Here is a 24,688-nt window from a genome sequence, read left to right on the forward strand (position 1 = left end):
ACGTTCTGAAATCCGCTCGCGTGCGGCGCGAATCCTATGTCGGGGCGTGGCTCCCCGAGCCGCTGCTGACCGGACCCGATTCCTCGGTCCCGGTGCTGATGGACGAGTCGGTGAGCACCGCGATGCTGATCATCATGGAAACGCTCGCCCCGGCCGAGCGCGTCGCGCTGGTACTTCACGACGTGTTCGACTTTCCGTTCAACCGCGTCGCCGAGGTGCTGCGCAGCACCCCCGCCGCCAGCCGTAAGCTCGCCTCTCGCGCGCGAGCGCGGATCGCACGAGCCGAACCTCCGCCTCGAGCGTCGCGGGCCGTGACCGAGGGCATGCTCAGAGCATTCAAAGCGGCCGCCGAGGCGGGGGACATGGCACGGCTCATCGAGTTGTTGCATCCCGGAGCCGTCTATCTGGCCGATGGTGGCGGAAAGGTGACCGCCGCGCGCAGGCCGGTCTGTGGCGCGGAGCCGATCGCACTGCTGATGATCAGGCAAACGCGGATCCGGCGCCCGGATGCGTTCCAGATCATCGAGGTGAACGGGCAGCCTGCTCTGGCGACTTATCGTGCGGGCGAGCTGGTTTGGCTCGACACCATCGAAATCGTCGACGGCCGGATCGTGACATTCCGGCGACTGGTCAATCCCGACAAACTCGCCCACATCGGTCACATCTGAATCCGCTGTCTTGTCTCCCTGTCACCTCTTCCGTTGTGGGAGGGGCGATGCCGAGAGGAGGACGAACGAGATGGCACATGTAGTGATCGTCGGCGGTGGTTTCGCGGGGGTGTGGAGCGCGGCCGGTGCCGCGTTGGCTTGCGCGGACGCGGACCTGCGCATCACGCTCATCTCACCGCATGAGCATCTGGTGCTGCGCCCACGCCTCTACGAGCCGAACCCGGACCTGGCGAAGGTGGAGCTCAGCCGGATCCTGGGACCCATCGGCGTGGAGCACGCGCAAGCCTCGGTGAGCGCGATCGACACCGGTGCGCGCACGGTGGTGGCCGGTGGTGCGAAGATCGGCTACGACCGTCTGGTGCTTGCCGCGGGAAGTGAACTTATCCGCCCCTGGAGCCTGCCGGGCGCCGACCGGCTCTTTGATATCGACACCCTCGATGGGGCCCTTCGCCTCAACGACCATCTTCGAGACCACGAGCGGCCCCGTGTCGTGGTCGTCGGCGCCGGGTTCGTCGGTCTCGAGGCCGCGACCGAATTGGCAGGCAGCAGCCGAGTGCTGCTGGTGGACCAGTCCCGGGTGATCGGTACACAGCTCGGCGCGGGTCCGCGCGCGGTAATCGAGGCCGCTCTGGACCACCTCGGCGTCGAACGCCGCCTGTCCACGGCGGTCACCGAGGTGGGCGAGGGATATGCCATCCTTTCCGACGGCTCCAGGGTCGAGGCCGACGCGGTGGTCTGGTCAGCTGGGCTGAAAGCCAGTGCGCTGACCCGGCATATCTCCGATCAACTCGACCCTCTCGGGCGGGTGCCGGTGGATCAGTGGTTGCGCGCGCTTCCGGCAGTGTTCGCCGCCGGAGACACCGCCGCGGCAGCTTTCGACACCGAGCACACCGTCATGCAGGCATGCCAGCACGCCACCCCGATGGGCAAGGTCGCCGGATACAACGCTGCCGCCGACCTGCTGGGCAAGCCCCTGCGCGAATTCACCCCAGGCCCCTACGTCACCTGCCTGGACCTCGGCAACGCCGGCGCCGTCTTCACCCGCGACTGGGACCGCAAAGTAATGGCCTCGGGCAGCGAGGGCAAAGAGATCAAACGGCGCATCAATCAGGCGATCCACCCACCGGTCGACAACGCCGAGACGATCCTTGCCGCCGCCGACCGCGTCTACATCGAACTCCCCTTCTTCCCTCGCCAGAAAGGCAAGCCCGCATCAGATGCGTAATCGGTACTCGCCCGGACCAGCGATGGCCAGTGCGGATAAAGGGGATGGGCTATCCGTGGTGTTCTTCGAGTTCGGTGGCCGGTGTCTGTTGGGTGGCGGCCCACGATGCCAGGAGCGTCAGATTGTCGGCGGTGGGCGTGCCCGGGGGTGCGGTGTAGATGGTGAGGTGCAGGCCGGGTTCGGCGGGGAGTTCCAGGGATTCGACGTCCAAGTCGAGGCGGCCCACGATCGGGTGGTGCAGCCGCTTGCGTCCGGAGCGGCGAAGGCGCACGTCCCGCGAAGCCCACCGCTGCCGGAACAATTCGCTGCGCGTCGACAATTCACCGACCAGCGCGATCAGGTCCTCGTCGTGCGGGTTGCGGCCGGCTTCCATGCGTAGTTTCGCGGCGACGTCATCGGCGATTCGGTCGTAGTCGACAAAGAAGTCTCTGGCCGCCTCGGGAGCCAGGTAGACGAACCGTGCGGTGTTCGCCGGCCGCCGGGGATCGGTCAGTACCGGTGAAAACAGCGCGCGGGCAAGCTGATTCGTGGCGAGCACGTCATAGCGGCCGTTACAGATCCAGGCCGGCGCAGCGGAGAAGCCGTCGAGCACCTGCTGTAGCGTCGAGCGCACCGTCGCGGCCGGCCGGCGTCGGCGGGGCCCGCTGGGCAGCCCGGATCGGCGCGCGAGATGGAACAGGTGGTCGCGCTCGGCTTCGTCGAGTTGCAAAGCAGCGGCCACCGCATCCAGCACGCCATCGGAGGCGCCGGCGAGGCTGCCGCGTTCCATGCGCACGTAGTAGTCGACCGACACCCCCGCCAGCAGCGCGACTTCCTCGCGACGCAGACCCTTGACCCGACGATTGCCGCCGTAAGCGGGCAGGCCCGCCTGTGCGGGAGTGATGCGGGCGCGACGCGAGCTGAGAAACTCCCGGATGTCGGTACGTGGATCCGTCATGGCCATCCTTTCACCGTAGGCTCGTCCCGCAATCCGAGGGAGGCACTGCGGGTACCCCCGACGATTGCGTTGAGACTCGACTTGGGACCAGCGTGGGCCGCGGACAGGCCCGTCTCGCGATGCCGGGCGCCATCGCGAGACTGCTGCGACACGCACCTCGGTCGCCGAGCTAGCCGCCTGCCGCGCCGTCAGCCCTCGGCACCATCGTGCGGCACGCCGCCTGACTCGGTCGACTAGGTGCCCGTGGCAGTCGTCGCGATGCCGCCGTCGACCGGGATGATGGCGCCCGTGAGGTAGGCCCCGGCCCGGCTGGCGAGGAACACGGCGACACCCGCCATGTCGTCGTCGCGGCCGAGTCGGCGCAGCGGAGCCTTCGCCGCGATCGTGTCCCCGACGGCATCGAGCGTGGACGCCATCATCTGCGACGGGAACGGGCCCGGCGCTACGACGTTCACCGTAACGTGATCGGGACCCAGTTCTCTGGCAAGCACTCTGGTGAGTTGATGCAGGCCCGCTTTGCTGCTGGCGTAGGAGTAGTTGGGCGACTCGGCGACGTGGATGGCGGCGATGCTGCCGATGTTGATGACCCGCGCGGGATCATCGGCGGCGCCCGCCCGGCGAAGCGCGGGGAGCAGCGCCTGCACCAGCCAGAACGGGGTCTTGAGGTTGAGGTCGAGCACTGTGTCCCAGGCCTCGTCCGGGAACGTCGCCAACGGCTCGCGCCACATCGCGCCCGCGTTGTTGACGAGGATGTCCAGGCGTGGCGAGTCGGCCTCGACCAGATCGGCGAGCCGCCGACATTCCTCGTGCCTGGACAGATCGGCGGGGATTGCTCGAACGTCGCCGAATTCGGACAGTTGATGCTGTGCCCGCTGGCACGTGTCCGCGTTACGTGAGCTGATGATGACGCGGGCGCCCGCCTGAAGCAGGCCGCGCGCGATCATCATCCCGATGCCACCGGTGCCGCCCGTGACGAGGGCGCGTTTACCGCTGAGGTCGAAAAGTTGTGTGTGCGTGGTGAACTGGTTGTCCGCCATTGGTCTCCGTCCCTGCTGCCGGGGAAGAATGCGCCGACTCGGTCGCGCATTCGAGGGCAGCCGAATTGCTGCGTTGCGTATGTTGTCGGCGCTTTCATCGGTGTAGCCGGAGCCGACTCAGCAAGGCTGACAGGCATTTCGGACGTCTGGGAGATCCTGGCGATACAGGTACTGCGCGAGCCCCTCACGGAGAACGGCCCTGACAGGTGCCCGGCACTCGGGCCGTGCGGTCAGTCGCTGTCGCGCCTAATCGACTCCCGCGCCGTGGCTGTCCACCCAGCGTCGAGGAGAGTGAAGATCCGGTCGAGCGCCCGCTCGGAATCGTCGCGTCCGTGGACGAGACTGACGGCCTCGAGAGCGAAGTGGGCCAGCGCCTGCGCGGCGGGGTCGCCTTCGGGTAGCCCGGTGTCGGCGACAATCGCTGCGGCCAGGGCGTTCTCGTGTCGCAACCACATGCGCCGCGCATGCTCGCGCAGCGCCGGCGTCGTGTCGATCAGGTGCAGGAAGTCGGGGAAGCGCGGGTCGGTGCGGACCTGTCGAGAGCGCTCGTCGCGCAGCAGCGTGCGCAGCGCCTGGGGGATGGACTGGCCGGTCGGGCGCGCGCGGACGGCGGCGACGAGCGCGGCCTCGCGGTCGGCGTCCTGGTCGAAGACCAGGGCTTCCTTGCCGCCGGGGAAGTGCTTGAACAGCGTGGCCACCGAGACGTCGGCAGCGTCGGCGATCTCCCGCACGCCGACCGCGTCGTAGCCGCGCGCCAGGAACAGCCTCAGCGCGGCGTCCGCCAGGGCTTGGCGGTTGGCGGCCTTCTTGCGCTCGCGGCGTCCTGGTTCGGTCATACCCCCAGCCTAGCGCATGGGTAGAACGAATTGATAAGTAGAACGGATATACTTTTCGAACGATATCAGTTACGTTGGTACAGGCCAGTCCGTCCGGGCTGTGTCCAGCGGCGAAAACCAGCCCGCGCAACAAGTTCGGAAAGGATCCACCCTCATGACCCCACCCCGTATCGCCATCGTCGGCGGCGGCCCCGCAGGCTTGATGTGCGCCCGAGTGCTGCAGGGATACGACATTCAGGCCACGGTGTACGACGCGGACGCCGCCGTGGACGCTCGCGACCCGGGCGGCACGCTCGACCTGCACGCCGACAGCGGCCAGATCGCATTGGAGGACGCCGGGTTGATGGACGCCTTCCGGGCGTTGGCCCGGGTCGAAGGCCAGGCCAAAAGCCGCCGGGATCAGCACGGCACCGTTCTGGCCGAGTTCACTCCCGCCGCGGGCGACGATGCGGCGCCCGAGATCGACCGCGGCCAGCTGCGGACCATGCTCTATGCGCACCTGCGCCCCGGCACGGTCGCCTGGGGCCACAAACTCCTGCGTGCAAGCCCGCTCGAAAGCGGCACGTACCGACTGGAATTCGCCAATGGCGCCAGCGCCGAAGCCGACCTCGTCATCGGCGCCGACGGCGCATGGTCGCCGGTTCGCCGGCTGCTCACCGATGCGGTCCCGCAGTACCTCGGGGTCAGCTTTCTCGACGCCCGCTTCGACGACGTGGACACCAAGCACCCCGAGATCGCCGCGATCGTCGGCGAGGGTCACATGTTCTCCACCGACGGCGACGGCCGCGCGGTGATCGTGCAGCGCAACAGCAACGGTGTGGTCCGCGGTTACGTGGCCTTCCGCGCCGAACTCGACTGGCACGTCACGGCCGGCGTGGACGTCACCGACCGCGCTGCCGTCCGAGCCTTCCTGCTGCGGGAATTCAGCCAATGGTCCGCGCTCATGCGGCCGCTGATCACCGACAACGACGGCGACTACATTCCACGCAACTTCTGGGCCCTGCCCGCTCCGCTGACCTGGAACCGCGTCCCCGGTGTCACCCTGATCGGCGACGCGGCCCACCTGATGGCACCTTTCGGCGGCCATGGCACGAACCTCGCGCTACTCGACGGCGCGGAACTCGCGCACGCCATCGCAAAAGAGAACGACCTCGACGACGCGATCGCCCACTACGAGACGACGATGTTCCCACGATCCGGGGAACTCGCCGTGAGCTCGAACGCCGCGCTCACCCGGTTCTTCGCCACGACATCCCCCGAGACGCCGCACCTGCCCCCGGACCACGCCCAGGAGCACAAGAACTACCAGGCTCGGGCGGCCGAATATCGACGCAGGCAACAGCATTCATAACCACTGTGAGGCTTGACCGCACACCCGCACCGCGAACGGTCAACGCGAGGATCTCGTGACGATCCAGCAACCGCTGCTGGAGCACGCTGCGGGTCCGGGGCGGCGCGGTGGGCGGCGGATGCTATTCGGCCAGGGTGAGTTTGAAACCTACGTGGCTGGCTTCGAAGCCGAGTTTGTCGTAGAAGCGGTGTGCGTCCGTGCGGCTACCGTGCGAGGTCAGTTGCACCAGGGTGCAGCCGTGTGCCCGCGCCCGCCGCACGCACTCCTCGATGAGCTGTGAACCCAGACCGTTGCCGCGCAGCGGTCGATCCACGCGCACCGCCTCGATCTGCGCTCGCACGGACCCCTTGCGGGCGAGACCCGGCAGGAAGCTGAGTTGGGCGGTGCCGACCACGGCGCCGCGGTGTTCGGCGACCAGGAGTTCCTGGCGCGGATCGTCATCGATGTCGGCGAAGGCCGCGCGATACGGGCCCAGATCGTCAATCGACTCGCGGGCGCTGCCCAACGTGTCATCAGCAAGCATCCGCACCAGCGCCGGAAGGTCCTCGATCGTCGCGGACCGAAAGATGATCTCGTCCATGCACCGATTCCATCATGAGCCAGGGGAGGACTACCGCCTGCTTCCCGCTCGGTCGGTGCGCCCACTCGGACGGTTCGGGCGGGGCAACACGGAATTGGTACCGGCGTACAAGGGTGCACAGTTTTCGGCGGGTTTAGGAGCAGTTTCGTTGCGTATGCGCCAACCAAACGTAACGTAATAAGGACAGGAGAGTTGGGCGACTACGCTAGGTTCTGACCTCCGATAATGTTCACTTATCGGGGGTCAGAATTGGGAGTCGATCATTGAGTCTTCCTGCGACACGACGGATTTCGTTTCGTATGAATACGTCATTTTTGACGAAACCAACGCTACGATTTTCGGGTGTCCAACGTCTGCAACTACCCGGGCTGTGCTCGACCCATCACGCGCGGCGGCGGCCCCGGCCGCCCTTCGGAATACTGTGACCACCCGGATCACACGAGATGGCGCGCGTGGCGGGAACGGCAACGGCTACAACAGGAGTCGGAGGTAGCCGACGCTTCCGTCACTGTGACGCAGCAGGGCCCGGTCACCGTGGCTCGGTTACGCGCGGATGAGCTGCTCACCCAATTCCGTGGTCTCGCAGATCAACTGGGCAATACGCTGAACGCCGCGGTCGCCGAACTGTCCACGCTCGGTGATCCCTCGGTAGCCGAGGCGCAGGTCCAGGCGGTGCAGGCCGATGCGGCGCGCCGGATCGCCGAGGCTGAAATGGCTACTGTCGCGGCCGAACAGGCGCGGCGCGAAGCTGAGGAAGCACGAGCGCTGGCCGAAGCCGCGGCCGATGACGCCGCCGGTGCGGCCGAACGGGCGGAAGCCGCGATCGCCGACGCGCACAGCACCCGCGACGATGCACTGCGCGAGGTCGAACGCGTCACCCGCCAAGCCGCCGACGACGTGTTCGCCGCGCGCAGCGAGGCCGAGGCCGAGATTCGCACCGCGCGCCGCGAAGCCGCCGAGGAGATCGCGCGGATCCGGCAGGAAGCGGCCGAACAGGTCGAGCGCGCCGAGCGGCGCACGGCCACCGATATCGCGCACGCGGAACGCGAAGCGGCGGCCAAGGTCGCCGCCGCGCACTCCGAACGCGACCTCGCTGTGCAGCGAGCCGCCGATGCCGAACGGGCGACCGAACGCGCCGAGCAGGCGGCGATGGAACGGATCGAAGCCGCCAACGAGGCGCGCGAAGAGTGGCGCCGGGTTCGCGTCGAACTCGACAGCACCCGCACCGAACTCGCCGAAACCCGCCGGACCGCTGCCGCTGATATCGCGGCGGCCCGCGCCGAAGTCATTGCCGCAGTGGAGAAGGCGCGCGCTGAAGCCGCCCAGCGGATCGACGCACTCGACGAGGCGCGCGCGCAAACACTCGCTCGCGCCGAACGCGCCGAGGCGCAACTGGACGAACTACTCGCCGAAGCCCGTCGCCCGGCCACCGACCGCCCAGCGCGAGCAGGCGCCTCGTAGCCGCGTGCCGCTGACCACCGTTGCGGGCGCCTCGTAACCGCGGTGCCGGTGACCACCTTGCAGGAGCTTCGTAACCGCGGTGCCGGTGACCACCCTTGCAGGAGTCACCGGCAGCGCGTCAGCATGAATTCGAAAGGAGCGTGCGGCGCTCGTCGCGCCACCTACTCACCGCACAAGGCCCGGACCGCCGGGACGACGTCACCGATCCAGCGGCGGAGTTGGGTTTCGTCCTCGGACTCCGGCCAGTATACGAATGTGTCGAAGCCGGTTCCGGTGGCGAGGTCGGCCAGGATGCGGGCCCAGCCGGCGGCGTCGGTGCGGATCGGTTCCTCACCGCGCAGCGTGACCGGTCCGGGTGCGTCGGTGATGGTGCCGACGAGTTGCGCCATCCGGGTGATGTCGGTCGGCGCGCGTCCCGCGTCGGCGGCGGCGGCGGAGATGATGTCTTGCGTCGCTTGCCATTTCTCGTAGGGCAGGTAGTGCGGAATGGGTGCGGCCCAGCCGTCGGCGATGCGCCCGGTGAGCGCGTTCGCCTTCGGGCCGACGCTGCCGAACCAGATGCCGACCGGATGGGCGGGTGCGGGGCCGGATTGCACACCGTGCACGGTGTAGTGCGTGCCGTCGACTTTCGCTTTCGTCCCGGGCTGCCACATGGCGCGGATGACGGCGGTGGCTTCTTCGAGCGCTTGCAACGCTTCGGGATTCGATCGCGTCGGGCCGCCCATAGCGCGGATGGCGGGCCAGAAGGCGCCCGCGCCCAACGCGAGTTCGAAGCGTCCGCCGCTGAGCAGGTCCAGGGTCGCCGCCTGCTTGCCGAGCATGGCGGGCCCGCGCAACGGCAGGCTCGCCACATCCGGAAACACCCGCAGCCGTTCGGTTTCCGCCAATACCGTGGCGATCACGGCGAAGGTGTCGGCCAGCCCGCCGGAGTACGGGTGGTCCTGGATGCCGAGCAGATCGAGACCCTCCCGGTCCGCCACTTTCGCCAGCGCGCGCAGCCGCGGCAGCTCGGTCGCCGTCGGCGCCCACTGAATACCGAATCGTAAGCTCACCTCGCGATCATGCCACCCACCGGTGCGATGGATGATCTTGATGCGACCGAAACGTCTGCCCGGCAGCGAAACCCGCGCTCGCCGTCACGGTGCCCGGAAACCGCCGATCTCCTGCTCGAGCAGCTCGGCCAGGCGCAGTGGCGTGCGGTCTTCGAACATCGGGCCGATGAGCTGCACGCCGACCGGCAATCCGTCGGCGGTGCGATCCGCGGGTATGGCGGTGGCGGGCAGCCCTGGCATGGTAGCCAGACCTGCCCAGACGAGCTGGTCGTTGAACGGATAGTCCACGTCGTCGATGGCGATGCGCCGCTCGCCCAGACTCGTACGGTCGTGCGGGAACGCGGGTGTCGGCGTGATCGGGCAGACGACCGCGTCGAACTCGGCGAACAGGTGCCGCCACCCGTGGCGATGTAGTTCGCGGCGGTTGTTCGCTTCGATCCACTCGCGGTGGCTGAAGACCGCACTGCGCTGCCAAACGGCTTGATAGCTGTCGTCCTGTGGGTCCAGTCCGGCCGCGGCGGCGCGCAGCAATTCGTATCTGTCCGCGGGGAAACGGGCGGCGAGATCGGACACCAGCAGCTGGGTGTAGAGCGTCGCAGCCTCGGCGAGATCGGGCAGCAAAGAACTGTGCCGCGCCACGTGCGCGCCGGCGGCGACCAACGCGTCGGCGACCCGGTGCAGCCCGGCGCGCACCGCGGACCCGGTCGGAATGTTCGGATGTTCGTCGAGGACCAGCACCCGGAAGTCGGCGAGCCGCTCGTGGCGGGCGGGCGGCAGCGTCAGCCGATAGGCGATGCCGTGCGTGAGCGGATCGGGCCCCGCCATCACGTCCAACAGCAGGGCGAGGTCGCGGGCGGTGCGGGCCATCGGACCGAGCACCGGGAGGTCACGCTCAGCAGGCAGCGCAGGTCCCGGTGGCGCGACCATGCCGCGGCTGGCCACCAGCCCGAGGGTCGGCTTGTGAGCGTAGACGCCACAGAAATGCGCGGGTGTGCGCAGCGATCCGGCGATATCGGAGCCGAGCGAGAGCGCGCCGAAGCCGGCGGCCAAAGCAGCGGCCGACCCGCCGGAGGATCCGCCCGGCGTGCGACCGTGATCCCACGGATTGTTGGTGGTGCCGTAGATGTCGTTGTAGCTCTGGATGTCCTGCAACATGAACGGCACGTTGGTCTTTCCCAGGATCACCGCACCGGCCGCTTCGATCCGCGACACCTGCACCGCGTTCTCGCCGGGCACGTAGTCGCGGTATGCGGGCACGCCCCAGGTCGTGGGCAGGCCCGCGATGTCGTAGGACTCCTTGACCGTCACCGGCACACCGAGCAACGGGCGATCCGCACCGCGTGCCCGCGCCTCGTCGGCTCGCCGCGCGGCCGCCCGCGCGCGGTCGAAGTCCGGCACACAGATGGCATTGATCGCCTTGTCGTCCCGCTCGATCCGGGCGATCGCCTCCTCGGTCAACTCGACCGAGGTCACCTCACCCGCACGCAGGGCAGCCAAAAGTCGTTCCGCCGAATGAAAACTCCGCTCCATGAGCGCGACCCTACCGACGACGCGGGTGTACTCGATCCCGCGAGCGGGTCCCTCCGTGCGCCCGAATGCCCACTTGCCGAAAACGACGTGCGCGACGACCGGCCGCGCCTCTATGGTGAGCCGATGGCATCGGTGAGAAAGGTCCAAGTCACCTTCGACTGCGCGGATCCCGGGCGCGTCGCCCGGTTCTGGTGCGAGGTGTTGGGGTACGTCCTGCCGCCGGCGCCGGAGGGCTTCGCCGATTGGGACGAATACAACAGCACGTTGCCGCCGGAACGCCGGAACGCGGGGGCCGCTGCCATGGATCCCACGGGGGTGGGTCCGCGCCTGTACTTCCAGCGCGTGCCCGAGGGCAAGGTAGTGAAGAACCGCGTGCACCTCGATGTGCGGGTCGGCACAGGACTGGCGGGTGAGGAACGCGTGGCCGCGCTCGAAGCCGAATGCGCCCGGCTGCTCCCGCTCGGCGCGACCCGGCTGGAACTGCTGCCCGCCGACGAGGAGAACGAGTCCTGCCTGGTGATGCAGGATATCGAGGGCAACGAATTCTGCCTCGACTGAACTACTCGATCACCGCCAACTCGGCAACCAGAGATGGTGCTGCCAGCTCGCCGGTGTGATCGGCAGGCCGGTCAGGATCGGATAGAGCCAGATGAAGTTGGCCACCACCAAGCCCAGGTATAGGCATACCGCGAGTAGTCCGGTGCCGCGGCGTTCCGTGGATTCCGTTGCGCGCCCGAGGATCTGGCCGAGCGCCAGCGCCAGCAGCATGACGAGGAACGGTGCCATGACGGTCGCGTAGAAGAAGTACATCTGCCGATCCAGCGCCCCGAACCACGGCAGCCACGCGGCGCCGTACGCGGTGAGCACGGCGAGGTAGCGCCAATCGCGCCGCGTCGCCGTCTGCCACAGCGCCCAGCCCAGCACCGGGAACGCCAACCACCAGACGGCCGGGGTGCCGATCAGCATGATCGCCCGGACGCACTCCGATTGCCCACAGCCGTGGGCGTTTTCGGGGTAGTAGTACAGCATCGGGCGCAAGCCCATCGGCCACGTCCACGGCTTGGATTCCCAGGCGTGATGGTTGCCCGCCGAGTTGGTGAGGTGGGTGTGGAAATCCAGGACCCTGGAATGGTTGAACCACAACGCGCGCAACGCGTCCGGCACGAACGAGAAGAAGCCGCCCGACCCCACCTGGATGCCGACCGCGTGCCGGTTCACCCCGGACTCACTGGCGAACCAGCCCGCGTACGAGCCCAGATAGACCCCGAGCGCCACGAACGGCAGGGCGAACGCGGCCGGTAACGCGTCCCGGACCAGGGTGCCGACGAACGGGCGCGGGACCCCGTACGCGCGTCGCGCGGTGGCGTCGAAACCGAGCGACAGAATCGCGAAGGCCACCACGAAATACAACCCGGACCACTTCGTGGCGCAGGCCAGTCCGAGCAGGACGCCCGCCCCGAACCGCCACCACCGCACGCCCAGCCGCGGGCCGCACAGCGTGCCGGTCGCCGCGGCGTGCGCCAGCCGAGCGCGTACCTCGTCACGGTCGACGATCAAACATCCGAACGCGCCGGTGACCAGCACGGTCAGGAAGATGTCGAGCATGCCGATCCGGGACGAGACGAAGGTGACGCCATCGGCGATCAGCAGGATCCCGGCGATCGCGCCGATCAGTGTCGAGCGGGCCAGCCTGCGCACGATCCGCACGACCAGTAAGACCAGTACCGTGCCCGCCAGCGCTGCGGCGAACCGCCACCCGAGCGGGGTGAAGCCGAACAGCGCCTCACCCAGCGCGATCAGCATCTTGCCGAACGGGGGATGCACAATGACGGGGAAGCCGGGATTGTCCTCGATGCCCATCCCGTTGTTCAGCAGCTCCCACGCCTGCACGGCGTAGTACTTCTCGTCGAAGACCGGCGTGCCGCCCTCGGTCACCGTGCCGAGACCGGCGAACCGCAGCACCGCGGCCACCAGCGTGAGAAAGATCGTGACCCACCAGCCGCGCGCGGTGTCGCGCGGTCCGTCGTCGACACCTCGCTGTGCGGTCATCCCGGCGACCTCCGGCCGTGACAACACTCCACTCCCCGAACCCAGCACGTCACGACCTTACGGGAGAAGTGGAAAGGCAATGGGCGCACGATAGTTCATCGCGTGTGCTCGCTTATGCTCGAGCGCAGCGTCCGGCGGTTCGAGCGGGGCGGCGAAGGAGGGCGCACGGATGGCTGTCATCCACGAGACGACGATGGTGCCGACGAAACTGGAGTTGCTGACCGCATGGTTGCCCACCCGCGCGTGGTATCGGGGCACGGGGCAGCCGGTGCTGCGGCGCGCGGGCGGGTTCCGCCTGGACGACCCGGCGGGTGCGGTCGGGATCGAGTTCGTGGTGATCGTGGACAGTGCCGCCGAGCCCGTCGCCTATCTGGTGCCGTTCGCCTATCGCGGGGCACCGCTCGACGGCGCCGAGGAGGCGCTCGTAGGCACGTCGATGCACGGCGTTCTCGGTGAGCGCTGGCTCTACGACGGCACCCGCGACCCGGTGGTCGTAGCGCAACTCGTCGCGTTGCTGGCCGGTACCGCCGAGCCACAGGCTCAGCACGAAAGCGGCAAACCCGATCCGTCGATCCAGGTCACGCCCGCCGAACTCGCACTGCCCGCGCCGGCGACGGCGACGGACGCGAGCACGCACACCGAGATCGGGGGAGTGTTGCGGGTGCATCGCGTGCTGGAGCCGGCGGGCACGCCGAGCGCGGGACAGGTCAGCGCGCCGTGGCAAGCCGCGGACGGGACGTCCGTTCGGAGCGTGGTGCTGTCCGCGGTATCCGGGACACCGTAGGCGGCAACTGCCGTTCGGCCATGCCTGCTCGCCGCACCGAGTGAAGGCAAACACGCGGCTAACCGAGGCGTCCGCTCATATCATGGAGCTATGCCCGAAGACGAGCTTCAAGGGCGTGCGGACCCACTGGCCGGGACAGCCCGGCAGGCGATCCTGGTGTCCGGTGCCTGCTCGATGATCTTGGGTGTGGTCATAGCGGTATGGCCACACAAGACGCTGCCGACGGCGGAACTGCTGCTCGGCGCGTATCTGCTGGTCAATGCCGGGTTGCAGGTGATCATCGCGCTCAGCGCGCGGATGGCGCCCGCACTGCGCGTGCTCGTCTTCGTCAGCGGCTTGATCTCGACGTTGCTCGCAGTGCTGTGTTTCAGCGGCGGCAATTCGGCACTGCTGCTGTCGTTCTGGGTGGGTCTGGCCTGGTCGGTGCGCGGCATCTGTCACGCGACCGTCGCGGTGTGGACACCCGAGCTGCGCGGCAGCGGTCGGCAGGAGGTGTTCGGCCTGGTCACCCTGCTGCTCGGCCTCGTGGTCGGCGTGCTGCCGTTCGACTCGCTGGACGTGCTCGGACTGGTCGTCGGCCTGCTGCTGATCGTGATCGCGACGATGGAGGTGCTCAGCGTCGCCGCGGTCCGGCAGGGCGTGCTCGATCTGTCCGGGCTGTCGCGGCCGCGGGCGGTACGCCTCGACCCCTGAGCCGCACCGGGAAAGATCGAGTAGCCGGCCCGGCAGGATTCGAGTAGCCGGGCACTCATGGCAGCGGGCTTCGTTCTGGTCACTCTGGAGTGGCGAGAAAGGAGCTCGAGATGTTTGAGCGAACCTACGACACGGCCGAGACCGGACCGCGCACGCGCGAGGTGGCGTCGTGAAGATCGCACACCTGCGCGCGCCGGGACCACACCATCGGCCCGAATTGGCAGGCGGCGCAGGCATGCACGGCATGGTGGTTTTCGGTACCGGACTCGACTGCTACCTCTCCTACCGGCCCACGTTCGATGCCCCCTACAACTTCCAGGTGCTGCTCGCGGTCGAATTCGACGAGCGGGGCCGTCGCGCGCTCGGCGCGGACCGACGGGTCGGATACACCGACATCCACACCTTCGATCCGGAGGACTTGCCGATCACCGAGCTCGATCCGGACCGCGCCGACAGCCGGAGGTCCTTCCGCGGCACGCTGATCCGGGGACGCCGTGAACGCGGCGGCATCGCGATCGCCGAGGACGTGCGGGTCACTGTCAGCCGGGTCCTGCATTTCGCGGCGCTCGAACAGGACGGCGACCACGGCACCTTGACGCACCTGTGCTTCGGGCGTCCGGACCGGATGTATCTGGCGCACCGGATCGTCCGGCGCCCCAGCTTCGATCAGATCGTCGCGGCCGAGCTGGTGCCCGGCACCGTGACGGACATGCTCGGCGTCGCGTTGTCCGACGACATCGCGCGCCGTGGCTTCGAGCACGCTCAGCCGATCCTGCTCGGGCGGCGCGACTTCACCGGCGCGCGGCTGCGGGCGGGCGAACTGGCCGTCGCGGCGTTTCCCGGTGGCGCACAAGGCTTCCTGGCCGAGATCACGGTCCGTCGTCAGATCTATCTGGAGGTCGGCGACCTGGTGTGACCGACCAATGGCGGATGTCAATACGCCGGAGGTCGCGTATGCGGTATGTCCGGTTCAGCACCCCGGTCGATCCGGTGGCGGACGCGCGGACCGGTACGGACGTCTACTTTCACAGTATGTCCGAATCGGTTGTCCCCGCCGGGACCTCGAATCGCCGGATCGCCGAGGTCGACATCCTGCGCGGCTTCGCGCTGTTCGGCATCCTCATCACCAATGTGATCGTCGCGACCACGCTGTGGTCGTTCACCGGGCCCGCCGACGACCCGCGACCGGGCTGGGACGGACCGATCGACCACGTCGTGAGCGGTCTGGTCGACGCCTTCTTCACCGGCCGGTTCTATCTGCTGTTCGCGTTCCTGTTCGGCTACTCGTTCACCTTGCAGATCGCGGCGGCACAGCGGGCCGGAGTGTCGGCCAACGCGCGACTGCTCCGGCGCTGCGCCGCACTGCTGATCGTCGGGCTCGCGCATGTTTTCCTGCTGTGGATCGGCGACATCCTCACCCTGTACGCGTTCCTGTGCCTGATTCTGATCACGTTGAAGAAGCTGAAGCCGCGTACCGCGGTGATCACCGGCGCGGTGCTCTACATCGTGTGGTGCGGGTGGATGTTCCTCCCGGGCAGCGAGGGCGACGACCTGTCCGCGCTCAACATCTTCTTCGACCTGCAACGGATGCACGACGGATACACCGGATCCTTCGGCGACACCTTCGCCAACCAGATGTGGATCGCGCCGATCTTCATCGGTCTGATCTGGTTCACCCAGGGCGCGACCAGTCTCGGCATGTTCCTGATCGGCATGGCGGCGGGCAAACGGCAGCTGTTCGACGATCCGGATACCCTGCGGCGCTGGGCGCCTCGCGTGCTGATCGGCGGGTTCGCGGTGGGCCTGCCGGTTTCGGCGGTGACCTTCGCCGCGGCGCAGAATTGGCTCGTGCCGCCGTTCTACTGGGCCGGGATCCAGGAACTGGTCAATCCGCTGATGACCTTCGCCTACGTCGCGGGCATCATCTGCCTGACCCGATGGGCGCGCACCGCGCCGTGGATCGGCCGGCTCGCGCCGGCCGGGCGCATGGCGGCCTCGAACTACATCTTCCAGTCGATCGTGCTGATGGTCGTCTACACCGGCTACGGGTTCGCGCTCGTCGACAAGGTGCCACCCGCCGGTGTCATCGGCATCGCGCTGCTCACCTTCGTCGTGCAGGTGCTGCTGAGCCACTGGTGGTTGCGCGGTCACCGCTACGGCCCGGTGGAGTGGTTGCTCCGCGCCGCCACCTACCTGTCCATCCCGGCGTGGCGGCGGTCCCCGGAACCCTTTCCCGCACACCAGGAAAGACTCGCACGACAGCCGGACGATACCGGGCGGCGCTAGCGTTCACGATCAACCACCGGATAGCGTGCTGCGGTAACCGGTCCACCGGAAGGACGAGCGAAGCATGTCTGTAGCAGGGATCTGGGACCTGAGCATCGCCACCCGCCTCGGTGACATCAAAGTCGTCCTGGAACTCCAGCAGGACAACGGTGTGCTCACCGGTACCGCGCGCGCCTCCGGAAAGAAGCGGCCGCTCGACGACATCGAGTTCGACGGTGAACTGCTGAGCTGGCGTCAGACCCTCACCCGCCGCTTGATGCGGCTCGACCTCGCCTTCGCCATGACCACCGAGGGGGACAGCATGAGCGGAACGTGCGTCACCGGCCGGTTCCCGGCCGTCCACGTCACCGGCGCGCGGCGCGCCTGAAGCTCTGTCTCAGCGCACCACCGCCGTGGCGGGCCGGGTACGCAGCGGCGTGCCGAACGCGATGAGCGCGGCGATGGTCAGCGCCAGGCCACCCTCTACCGCGTGCACGTAGTTGCCGAAGGTATCGACGGCCATGAAGCGCAGGACGTTGTCGCCGCCGAAGAATCCGAAACCGGCGATGACGAGATAGAACCAGCCGCAACCGATCCCGTACGCGAACGCCCTGCGTGGCGAACGGACCAGGAACAACCCGGCGATACCGGTGCCGAGATGGAACAGCGCGTGCCAGCCGTTGACCGTAACCGGAATGAACCCGAACACCATCACCGTGCACGACTTCATGTGCACACCGAACGAGAAACTCGAGCACATCGCGAACGCGACCGGACCATTGCTGACGAACCACAGCGAGAGCAGCAGCAACAGCAGCTGACCAGGGGTGCGCCGGACGTCGGCGAGATAACGCGGTAGGGCGCCGTGGGCAGTGGCAAGCATCGGTACCGGCCTCTCGTCGGCTCTAAGTCGATCGGCTTAGAAAGTACGGTGAGTATGATTTAAGCCGATCGGCTTAGTCAAGGCCGAGAAAGGTGGACCGCAGGTGGCAGGCGATACCCGCGCTCGGATGATCCGGAAGGCGACGCTGCTGTTCCGTGGCCAGGGCTACGCCGGAACCGGGTTGCGCGAGGTCACCGCCGCGGCCGGCACTCACCGCGGAGTGACCTACCATCACTTCCCGCGCGGCAAGACCGAACTCGCCGAAGAGGTGCTCGCGTACCTCGACACGACTGTCAGCCCCCTCATCGCCGCGGTCTGCGCCGAACAGCAACCCGTGGCGGCCATGCACGCCATCCTGGCCGGGGCCAAGGTAGTGATGGCGGGCGGCGATCAACCGCCCGGCTGCGCGGTGGCCGCTGTCACCCTGGGGGCCGGACCCGACGACCATTCCCTACATGAGGCCACCCGTGCCATCTTCCGGCGGTGGCAGCAGCCGTTCCAGGAATGCTTGCAGCGCAACGGTTTCGACGAAGTCGATGCGAGGAATCTGGCGACCCTCTTGATCGCGGGCATGGAAGGGGCACTGGTGCTCTGTCGTGCCGAGGGGACTACCGAGCCGATCGACCGGGTAGCGGCTGCGCTCGAATACGCCTTGGCTCGCTGATATTTCGCACCGGCCCTGCGGTGGCAACTGCCACCGGGCCGGTCTGGTTGACCACGATCACTTGTGCCCAGGAGTCGAGCGTGGCGTCCTGGATGCCGGGCACGACGTTCGACTGGCTAGGTTCTGCCTCGGAGTGCTGAGGTGGGCCTGTGGCCCGGCCTCTCCAGCACTCTTTTCCCAAGCGGCTCGAAACGCCACCACAGCCAGACGACCACGCCGGAACCCCCACCCCGCGCACCCGACCTGCACCTAAAGCCTGGTACGGCACATGACGTGCTCAGCACCATCCCGGTAACTCCTGCGGCAGGTGTACCGAACCAGGCAGTCGCGGAGGGGACTTCGCGACAGAACCTAGCTCCGAGCGACCTCGGCGGTGTGCGCTGGGGTGTAGCGCTCGCCCCTCACCTGGTCGCTCAGCGGGTCCAGCGCGGCCAGCGCCTCGGCGTCCAGGGTGAGTTGCAGCGCGTCCGCGTTCTGTTCCAGCCGGGCCGGACTGCGGGTGCCCGGAATGGCGGCCACCGCCACTCCGAGCCGCTCGGCCTGGGCGTACACCCAGGCCAGCGCCACCTGGGCGGGGGTGGCGCCCAGCCGGTCGGCCACTTCGCGCACGGTCTGCGCGATCGTCTCGTTGGCCTCGCCCGCCGCGCTGGCGAAACGGGGGTTGGTGCGTCGGAAGTCCTTCTCGCCCAACGTGGAACGGTCCAGGGAGCCGGTCAGGAACCCGCGCCCCAGTGGCGAGTACGGCACCAGCCCGACGCCCAGTTCGGCCATCACCGGGGTGATCGCCTCGACGTCGCGGGTCCACAGCGAGTATTCGCTCTGCACCGTGGTGATCGGGTGCACCGCGTGCGCCCGGCGCAGCAGTTCGCCGTCGACCTCGGACAGGCCCAGATGGCGGACCTTGCCCGCTTCGACAAGCTCGGCCATCGCGCCGGGCAGTACCTCGGAGGCTGACGAACGACCCGACACTAGGACTTGGAGTGCACTCCAAGTCAAGCCCGTCGAACCGACCCACTCGATAGGTCAGCGCTGAGCGATAGCGCAGGCGCGCAACGGTATCCGCTGAGCAGCGCCAGAACGGGCGTCAGTCGACGGGCTCCGTGCGGGCGGACTGCAGGATGTCGAGGAGCTTGCGGCCGAAGGCATCCGGGTGCTGGTTGAGTCCGCCGTGACCGCCGGGGAATTCGACCAGCGGGGTGCCGAGGCGTTCGGCCAAGGTCGCGGCCGGGCGGTACGGCAGGGTGCCGGGGGATTCCGCGCCGACGGCGAGGACGAGACGCTCGGCGACGGCAGCCAGTGCCGCTTCGTCGGGCAGATGCGAAGTGATCTGGCGCAGTTCGTGTTCCAGCATGATCGGCAGGTTGGCCATGACGCGCGCGACCATGTCGGCGGCACGCGGCGGTAGCGTCGCCGGGTCCGGCAGGCCCCGCACCTGCGCCCCGACACCGGCGGCGAAGTGCGCACCGGCGACCGCCGCGCCTTCGCGATGAAACAGCTCGTAGACCTCGTCGACGAACGTGCGATGGTCGGCCGCGTCGGGCAGCAGGCCGAAGGAGGGCGGTTCGTGCGCGACGACGAGGGCGAGTCGCTCGGGGTGCCGGGCGAGCAGGTCGAGTGCGACGACCGCACCGCCGCTGGCGCCGAAGACATACACCGATTCCTCTGCGGGAGCACGATCTTCGATGAGGCGGTGGATGTCCTCGCTCATCACCTCGACCTGTTGATCCACCAGCGGGCCGTCGAGCGGGCTGCGGGAATAGCCGCGTGGATCGGCGGCCAGCACCGTGAAATGCGGCACGAGCAGTTCGGCGAGGTGATCGAACATCGCCGCGTCCGCACCGCTGCCGGGCAGCAGCACCAGCAGTGGCCCGCTGCCGCGCTCTTCGTAGAACAGCGTCGCACCGGGAACTTTCAGCGTGCCGGACTTCATGATTCTTCCTTCTTCTCCGGAGACGGCCACTGCTCGAGGGCGACGTGCAGGGCGTCGATGATGCGTTCCCAGGAGGCGGCGGTATCGCGGGAGTGCTGGAAACCGCCGCCGGCCTCCAATGCCGCGTAGCCGTGAAAGGTGCTGCGCAACAAGCGGACCGCGTCGGTGAGGTCCGGTTCGGTCAACCCGTAGGCGCGCAACATGCTGTAGGTGAGTTCGACGGCACGCGCCGCTGTGGCACCGGCGTCGACCAGACCCGGCGGCACCGGCGACTGGGTCGCGGCGTAGCGGCCGGGGTGGCGCAGGGCGTAGTCGCGCCAGGTGTGCGCGTACGCCGCGAGGGCGTCGCGACCCGCGCGGCCCGCGACGGCGGCCGCGATGAGGTCGGTCTTCTCCGCCGCCGCCAGCACAGTCACCCGCGCCCGCAATTCCTGCAGGTTCTTGACGTGCGAATAGAGGCTGGCGTCCTTGACGCCGAACTGCTTGGCCAGCGCCGACATGGTGACGCCGTCGAAACCGATCGCGTCCGCGAGATCGGCGGCCGCGCGCGTGATCCGATCCGCGCTCAGACCCGCTCGTGCCATCATGCGCACACCTCCCCGTAACTAGGCTTCCTAGTTTATAACCTAATACAACTAGGTTTTGCAACCGGAGACGGTCGGAGGTGCTGAGGACGTTGTCCGTTCGGGTGAGCCCGGCACCTGGGCGGCGGCGCTGCCCTCACCGCCGCCCAGGACGAGCACCGGGCCGCCCGAGACGAAGGCGCCCGGCGTTGGTGACCGGGGCGGTCCGGCGCCCCGGTCACCAACGACTACGGGGTCAAGCCCCGGATGAACTCGGCGAGATACTGGCCACTGTAGTCCGGTTTTCCGTTGTTCTGGACCGCGGCCGCGCCGATGGTGTCCACGTGGGTGTAGCCGGGCAGCTGCTCGACCTGTGCGGTCGGCGGCGCGGGAAGCCAAGTGCCGACGCCGTATTGGACCACGCTGTCGCCGGCGTACGCGATGAAGTTCGGCTTCGTCCGGCTCATGTTGTGGTAGCGCAGGTTCACCATGTCGCCGGTGCGCGCGCCGCCGAAACCGGCGCCGATATCGATGATCATCCGCAGCGGGAAGTAGGTCTCCCAGTACGCCGTCGGCCAGCCGGTGCCCAATTGCCTTGCCACCTCGTGGATATCGGCGGTCTCCCGGTTCGGCGCCGTCCACGGGACGCCGACGACGTCGTTGTAGTTGCGCCACGAATACAGCGCCGCGCGGTCGGTGGGGCCCACCCGGGTCTGCGGCCCGGCGCTCATCCGCAGGTAGTTGCCCAGCACCGGAACCTGGGTCAGCCCACCGTGATTCGGGAACGTCTTCTCGGCCACCGGGCCGCCCGCCAACGCGCCGACACCCTGCTGGAGCAGCGCGAAATTGCCCGAGTTGTTGTCGATGAACGTGCCGAGCAGCGCCGCATTGGTGAATCGATAGTCGCGGATGGTGCCCTCACCGTTCGCGCCGCCCGTGACCGCGGCCGCCCAGCTCGGGCTGAACAGAGTGGTGAGTGTCGCCTCGATATCGGGATCGTGGATGTGCGCGAGCAGCTGGCTTTCCGCGTCCGGCTCCAGATGCGCGGCGAGCCCGGCCAACCGGTAGAGCATCATCGCCTTGGTGCCGATCACCGGCATCGGGCCGAGCGTGCGCATCGGCAGCGCGCCGCTGTCGAATCCGGCCTTGAGCACCCCATTGGTGGGGCCGGTGATGGCTTCGGTGACATCGCGGAAGAACGGCGTGTTCTGGATCGCGGCCGGATCCGAGGAGACCATGGAGTCCTGCGCGGCGAAGGCGGCGCACTGGTTGTAGCCGGCGTCGGCCTGCGTGCCCGGGTTGCCGTCGAAATCCCAGTCCGAGAAGAAGCCGGTGACCAGCCCGCCCATCGAGATGCCGGTGCAGACGTATTTCCGTTGCCGCTCAGCCTGATCCGGGAGCTCGTGCAGCATGATCTCGTACTGGTCGCGCACCACTCGCTCCAGGCCGAAAGCATCCAGGATGGGCAGGTCCGCCGAGGCCTTGAACCCGGCGAAGGTGCGGCCCTCGAGCGGCTTGCCGTTGAAGTAGTAGTCGACCGCGTCGAGATAGTTGCCCGACTGCAATGCGTAGTCGAAGCCGACTGTCTCATCCAAGCAGGAGCCGCGCCGGGCCAGCGCCCAGAATTCGACGTTGCGACCGAGCGACTTCGCCGAACGCACCGTGTTCGCCGCGACGCCGTCGGAATTGATTGCGCCGCCGATCATTCCGCCCTGCTGCACCACCACGGCGTCCGCGTCCCGCGCGTCCTGTGGACTGCCCGCCGCACGGTAGCGCAGATATCCGGTGCGCTCGCACGACCCCGGATGCGGTGCGGCGCTTGCCGGTAGCGGGAGCAGAAAGCTCACGTAGGAGACCGCGATGCCGTCCCGGGTCGCGATCTGCTGCTCCTGCCGGTCCGTGGCGGCCGACGCGGGCGGATCTTCCGCTGCCGCCGAGCCCGGTGGTAGCAGACCGGCGGCGACCACCGTCATCGCTACTGTTGCCGCCCAACCGTTTCGGCGCCCGCCACGCCCCCACCCCTGCTGTTTCGGCCGTCCGAGACGCCGTGTCGCTCTTGCCACGGTTAGTCACGTTGCCACCCACCGTGTCCCACGTCACTGGTGCATTTGTCAGGAGATTCCCGCCCACCTAGTGCATTCCAACAACTTTCGTGCCCGCGCGGGTCCTGCGACTCAGACGGCAGAAGCCGACCGGCGGGTCAGGCTTTGTGTGCGGACGCTCGGCCGCACCTCTACGGCGCTTTCTCAACGCCGGAAACTTGACCGGCGCATCGCATAGTGTCGAGGACATGACGGAGCTGGCCGAAATGGTCGAACGCCTCGCGCGAGAGTTCGCGGAATCCGGAGCGACCGGTGGGACATTGCGCATGCACCACAGCCAGTGGAGCAACGGAATTGATCCGTCGTACGTGGTCGGCACGGATCGGGTGCACCAGGTGACCGGCAGACGCGAACTGGCCCACGCAGTGCGCGCCGAACTCGGCGTCGATATGGACGGCGTAGTAGAAATGCGCCTTCGGCTGTCCGGCGACAGCTACGAGTTCCAATACCTGTGCACCCCCGGCTCCAGCGAGCGCTTTTGGGACGCTGCGCGACGGCTGGTCCTGGACCCCGACTATCGATATCCGGGACATCGGCAACCGATCACGGCGGCCGACACGGTGCCCGACGACCGGTCCACCGACCCGGCGGTCCTGGCGACAGTGCGTGAGTTGGTAAGTGAGTACATCGAGGCCTACACAGCGGCCCACCAGCGTGGACCCGAACTGGCCGCAGGTGCGGCCGAGGCCGACATCGCCGCGGCGGAGGCGCGGATCGGCCGACGGCTGCCGGAAGACCTGCGGGCCCTGTATCGGCTGGTCGGCCACGACCACGACGACCGTGGGGTGCTCGGTATCACCCGCCTGTCGCCGCTCAGCGACGTCGCCGCGAGTCATCTGTCCGACAGTCCGACGGTGATGGGGTTGTCGGCGGACAGTCGATCCGTGGGGGACGACTCGTTGTTCACCGGCGATCGCGTGGTGTCAGAAGGCTGGCCGCACGGCACGATCCAACGCGTCTCGCGCAGTGCGGGGTGGATCTTCCTCGGCACCAGCGACCGCAACGCACACGCGGTCGACCTGGATCCCGGTCCGGCCGGTCGCCGCGGCCAGTTGATCGATATCGGTCTCGGGTACGATTCGGCCACGCGCTGGGCCGTATCGGTGACCGAGGCACTGCAGAAGTCGATCGAGTCGCAGCGGGCCGGGGAGAACTTCGGGAGTCTGTACGACACAGCGCAACCCGCCCACACTCGTCGACTGGACGACCCCGCCGAGACGATCGATGATCTGCCCGACAAGTTCGCCGTGCAGAAACTCGATCTCCGCAGCCGCGACTCGTTCGACGCCGCCGAACTCGCCGCACTGCCGATGCTGCGCCAACTGCGGCTCGAGGGCATTCGAACCTTGAATCTTGCAGTGCCGCAGGATATTCCTCTCGAATCACTGCGGGTGAGCGGCCCGCATTTCGACCTGGAGCCGCTGTCGGGCCACCCCGTGCTGTGGGACGTACACCTGGCCGGAGCGCAGCATCCGGTACGCCTCGCGCCGCTCGCTGCGCTGAAAAACCTCCAGCGACTGGACATCTCCGAGATCGACGCCGCCGATCCAGAGATCGTCGCCGAACTGGCGAATCTGCGCGTCCTCGTGGCGAACCTTCAGCAGTGGCGTCGACTGCGCGAACTCGACGCCGTACCCGCACATCTCGCCGCAGCGGAGTTGGCCGGAGACGCCTCGTTCGCCGACGAAGCGGCCTGGGCCGACACCTTCGGCCGCGGTGCCGAGTTCGCCGAATTGCCCGTCATCCGCGGCGCCCTCGGCGAGGTTCGAGTCCGGCCACAACCCGAGTCCGAAGACTCGGCAGCGCAAATAGCCGACGTCATGGCGGACGTCCCCTGGAACCTACTGCTCCAATTGCGCCGAGAGCCGGAGTCCGGCGCGTAGCAGCCTTACCTGCCGCAGCGCGGGCAGCCCGGCGCGAATACGTTGCGCGAGAATCAGAACCGCGATCGAGAGCCTCATCCAAGGCACCGCCGAAGGACTGGTACACGTGGAGGCACTAGTACACCCCGACCGCCGTATGCACCACTATGCGGTGGCGGGATCGCGAAGGCCGTCCGCGACGAGTTCAGCAGGTAG

24 protein-coding genes are annotated in these 24,688 nt (G+C 68.0%); 12 read left to right on the forward strand and 12 right to left on the reverse strand.

The window, feature by feature from the left end:
* Both NBRGI_RS03285 and NBRGI_RS03290 read left to right on the forward strand, forming a co-directional pair.
* Window positions 1-668: sigma factor-like helix-turn-helix DNA-binding protein (locus NBRGI_RS03285; protein ID WP_029892758.1), on the forward strand; the 668-nt coding region annotated here is incomplete at its 5' end.
* 70 nt (window positions 669-738) lie between these two features.
* Window positions 739-1,893, forward strand: a complete 1,155-nt coding sequence (locus NBRGI_RS03290; protein ID WP_036557272.1) for an NAD(P)/FAD-dependent oxidoreductase — start codon at window positions 739-741, stop codon at window positions 1,891-1,893.
* Between the two features lie 49 nt (window positions 1,894-1,942).
* Here the strand turns inward: NBRGI_RS03290 and NBRGI_RS03295 are convergent, their stop codons facing one another.
* From NBRGI_RS03295 to NBRGI_RS03305, 3 genes are all read right to left on the reverse strand, one after another.
* Window positions 1,943-2,836 (reverse strand): helix-turn-helix transcriptional regulator, encoded by an 894-nt coding sequence (locus NBRGI_RS03295; RefSeq protein WP_029892760.1) that lies wholly within the window; start codon window positions 2,834-2,836, stop codon window positions 1,943-1,945.
* A 227-nt stretch (window positions 2,837-3,063) separates the two neighbouring features.
* Window positions 3,064-3,867 (reverse strand): SDR family oxidoreductase, encoded by an 804-nt coding sequence (locus tag NBRGI_RS03300; protein ID WP_029892761.1) that lies wholly within the window; start codon window positions 3,865-3,867, stop codon window positions 3,064-3,066.
* A 230-nt stretch (window positions 3,868-4,097) separates the two neighbouring features.
* Complete coding sequence (locus NBRGI_RS03305; RefSeq protein ID WP_029892762.1) at window positions 4,098-4,703, reverse strand: TetR/AcrR family transcriptional regulator; 606 nt, start codon at window positions 4,701-4,703, stop codon at window positions 4,098-4,100.
* Between the two features lie 154 nt (window positions 4,704-4,857).
* On the opposite strand from NBRGI_RS03305, the gene NBRGI_RS03310 reads away from it, so the two are divergent.
* Window positions 4,858-6,054, forward strand: coding sequence for an FAD-dependent oxidoreductase (locus NBRGI_RS03310; protein ID WP_029892763.1), 1,197 nt, complete (start codon window positions 4,858-4,860; stop codon window positions 6,052-6,054).
* 121 nt (window positions 6,055-6,175) lie between these two features.
* On the opposite strand, the gene NBRGI_RS03315 is transcribed toward NBRGI_RS03310, so the two are convergent.
* Entirely contained in the window at window positions 6,176-6,634 is a 459-nt protein-coding gene (locus NBRGI_RS03315) for a GNAT family N-acetyltransferase (protein WP_029892764.1), read from the reverse strand.
* Window positions 6,635-7,144: 510 nt separating this feature from the next.
* Here NBRGI_RS03315 and NBRGI_RS43360 point away from each other — a divergent pair.
* Entirely contained in the window at window positions 7,145-8,095 is a 951-nt protein-coding gene (locus NBRGI_RS43360) for a hypothetical protein (protein WP_036557276.1), read from the forward strand.
* A 161-nt stretch (window positions 8,096-8,256) separates the two neighbouring features.
* Here the strand turns inward: NBRGI_RS43360 and NBRGI_RS03325 are convergent, their stop codons facing one another.
* Together NBRGI_RS03325 and NBRGI_RS03330 are read right to left on the reverse strand one after the other, a co-directional pair.
* Entirely contained in the window at window positions 8,257-9,147 is an 891-nt protein-coding gene (locus NBRGI_RS03325) for an LLM class flavin-dependent oxidoreductase (RefSeq protein WP_029892766.1), read from the reverse strand.
* A gap of 84 nt (window positions 9,148-9,231) precedes the next feature.
* Window positions 9,232-10,677, reverse strand: coding sequence for an amidase (locus NBRGI_RS03330; RefSeq protein ID WP_029892767.1), 1,446 nt, complete (start codon window positions 10,675-10,677; stop codon window positions 9,232-9,234).
* Between the two features lie 123 nt (window positions 10,678-10,800).
* Between NBRGI_RS03330 and NBRGI_RS03335 the strand changes: the two genes are divergently transcribed.
* On the forward strand, window positions 10,801-11,235 hold the full coding sequence (locus NBRGI_RS03335) for a VOC family protein (protein WP_029892768.1): 435 nt from the start codon (window positions 10,801-10,803) through the stop codon (window positions 11,233-11,235).
* Between the two features lie 9 nt (window positions 11,236-11,244).
* Here NBRGI_RS03335 and NBRGI_RS03340 read toward each other — a convergent pair whose 3' ends face one another.
* Entirely contained in the window at window positions 11,245-12,726 is a 1,482-nt protein-coding gene (locus NBRGI_RS03340; RefSeq protein ID WP_029892769.1) for a dolichyl-phosphate-mannose--protein mannosyltransferase, read from the reverse strand.
* A 169-nt stretch (window positions 12,727-12,895) separates the two neighbouring features.
* Here NBRGI_RS03340 and NBRGI_RS03345 point away from each other — a divergent pair, with 169 nt between their 5' ends.
* From NBRGI_RS03345 to NBRGI_RS03370, 5 genes are all read left to right on the forward strand, one after another.
* A complete protein-coding gene (locus tag NBRGI_RS03345; protein WP_029892770.1) occupies window positions 12,896-13,510 on the forward strand; it encodes a maltokinase N-terminal cap-like domain-containing protein in 615 nt (204 codons plus the stop codon).
* Window positions 13,511-13,600: 90 nt separating this feature from the next.
* The gene (locus NBRGI_RS03350) at window positions 13,601-14,203 is read left to right on the forward strand and encodes a DUF308 domain-containing protein (protein ID WP_029892771.1); all 603 of its coding nucleotides are present in this window, start codon (window positions 13,601-13,603) and stop codon (window positions 14,201-14,203) included.
* Window positions 14,204-14,372: 169 nt separating this feature from the next.
* Window positions 14,373-15,119 (forward strand): hypothetical protein, encoded by a 747-nt coding sequence (locus tag NBRGI_RS44920; RefSeq protein WP_051727473.1) that lies wholly within the window; start codon window positions 14,373-14,375, stop codon window positions 15,117-15,119.
* A gap of 116 nt (window positions 15,120-15,235) precedes the next feature.
* The gene (locus tag NBRGI_RS03365) at window positions 15,236-16,489 is read left to right on the forward strand and encodes a DUF418 domain-containing protein (RefSeq protein ID WP_051727475.1); all 1,254 of its coding nucleotides are present in this window, start codon (window positions 15,236-15,238) and stop codon (window positions 16,487-16,489) included.
* Window positions 16,490-16,553: 64 nt separating this feature from the next.
* The gene (locus NBRGI_RS03370; protein ID WP_029892774.1) at window positions 16,554-16,856 is read left to right on the forward strand and encodes a hypothetical protein; all 303 of its coding nucleotides are present in this window, start codon (window positions 16,554-16,556) and stop codon (window positions 16,854-16,856) included.
* A 9-nt stretch (window positions 16,857-16,865) separates the two neighbouring features.
* Here NBRGI_RS03370 and NBRGI_RS03375 read toward each other — a convergent pair whose 3' ends face one another.
* Window positions 16,866-17,351: a DUF4383 domain-containing protein gene (locus NBRGI_RS03375; protein ID WP_029892775.1), complete on the reverse strand. Its 486-nt coding sequence runs from the start codon at window positions 17,349-17,351 to the stop codon at window positions 16,866-16,868.
* Window positions 17,352-17,454: 103 nt separating this feature from the next.
* Between NBRGI_RS03375 and NBRGI_RS03380 the strand changes: the two genes are divergently transcribed.
* Window positions 17,455-18,015, forward strand: a complete 561-nt coding sequence (locus NBRGI_RS03380) for a TetR/AcrR family transcriptional regulator (protein ID WP_029892776.1) — start codon at window positions 17,455-17,457, stop codon at window positions 18,013-18,015.
* Window positions 18,016-18,366: 351 nt separating this feature from the next.
* Here NBRGI_RS03380 and NBRGI_RS03385 read toward each other — a convergent pair whose 3' ends face one another.
* From NBRGI_RS03385 to NBRGI_RS03400, 4 genes are all read right to left on the reverse strand, one after another.
* Window positions 18,367-18,942 carry an aldo/keto reductase gene (locus NBRGI_RS03385; protein WP_268808373.1) on the reverse strand — a complete coding sequence of 192 codons (576 nt, stop codon included), beginning with the start codon at window positions 18,940-18,942 and terminating at the stop codon, window positions 18,367-18,369.
* A 157-nt stretch (window positions 18,943-19,099) separates the two neighbouring features.
* Entirely contained in the window at window positions 19,100-19,945 is an 846-nt protein-coding gene (locus NBRGI_RS03390; RefSeq protein ID WP_029892778.1) for an alpha/beta fold hydrolase, read from the reverse strand.
* Window positions 19,942-20,532 carry a TetR/AcrR family transcriptional regulator gene (locus tag NBRGI_RS03395; protein WP_348525419.1) on the reverse strand — a complete coding sequence of 197 codons (591 nt, stop codon included), beginning with the start codon at window positions 20,530-20,532 and terminating at the stop codon, window positions 19,942-19,944. The genes NBRGI_RS03390 and NBRGI_RS03395 overlap by 4 nt, the downstream gene beginning before the upstream one ends.
* Window positions 20,533-20,756: 224 nt before the next feature.
* Window positions 20,757-22,481 (reverse strand): hypothetical protein, encoded by a 1,725-nt coding sequence (locus NBRGI_RS03400; protein ID WP_029892780.1) that lies wholly within the window; start codon window positions 22,479-22,481, stop codon window positions 20,757-20,759.
* A 317-nt stretch (window positions 22,482-22,798) separates the two neighbouring features.
* Between NBRGI_RS03400 and NBRGI_RS03405 the strand changes: the two genes are divergently transcribed.
* Window positions 22,799-24,493, forward strand: a complete 1,695-nt coding sequence (locus tag NBRGI_RS03405) for an SMI1/KNR4 family protein (RefSeq protein ID WP_029892781.1) — start codon at window positions 22,799-22,801, stop codon at window positions 24,491-24,493.
* Window positions 24,494-24,688: the final 195 nt, after the last annotated feature.

The organism is Nocardia brasiliensis IFM 10847, from assembly GCF_000710915.1.
In the GTDB taxonomy this organism is placed as follows: domain Bacteria; phylum Actinomycetota; class Actinomycetes; order Mycobacteriales; family Mycobacteriaceae; genus Nocardia; species Nocardia brasiliensis_A.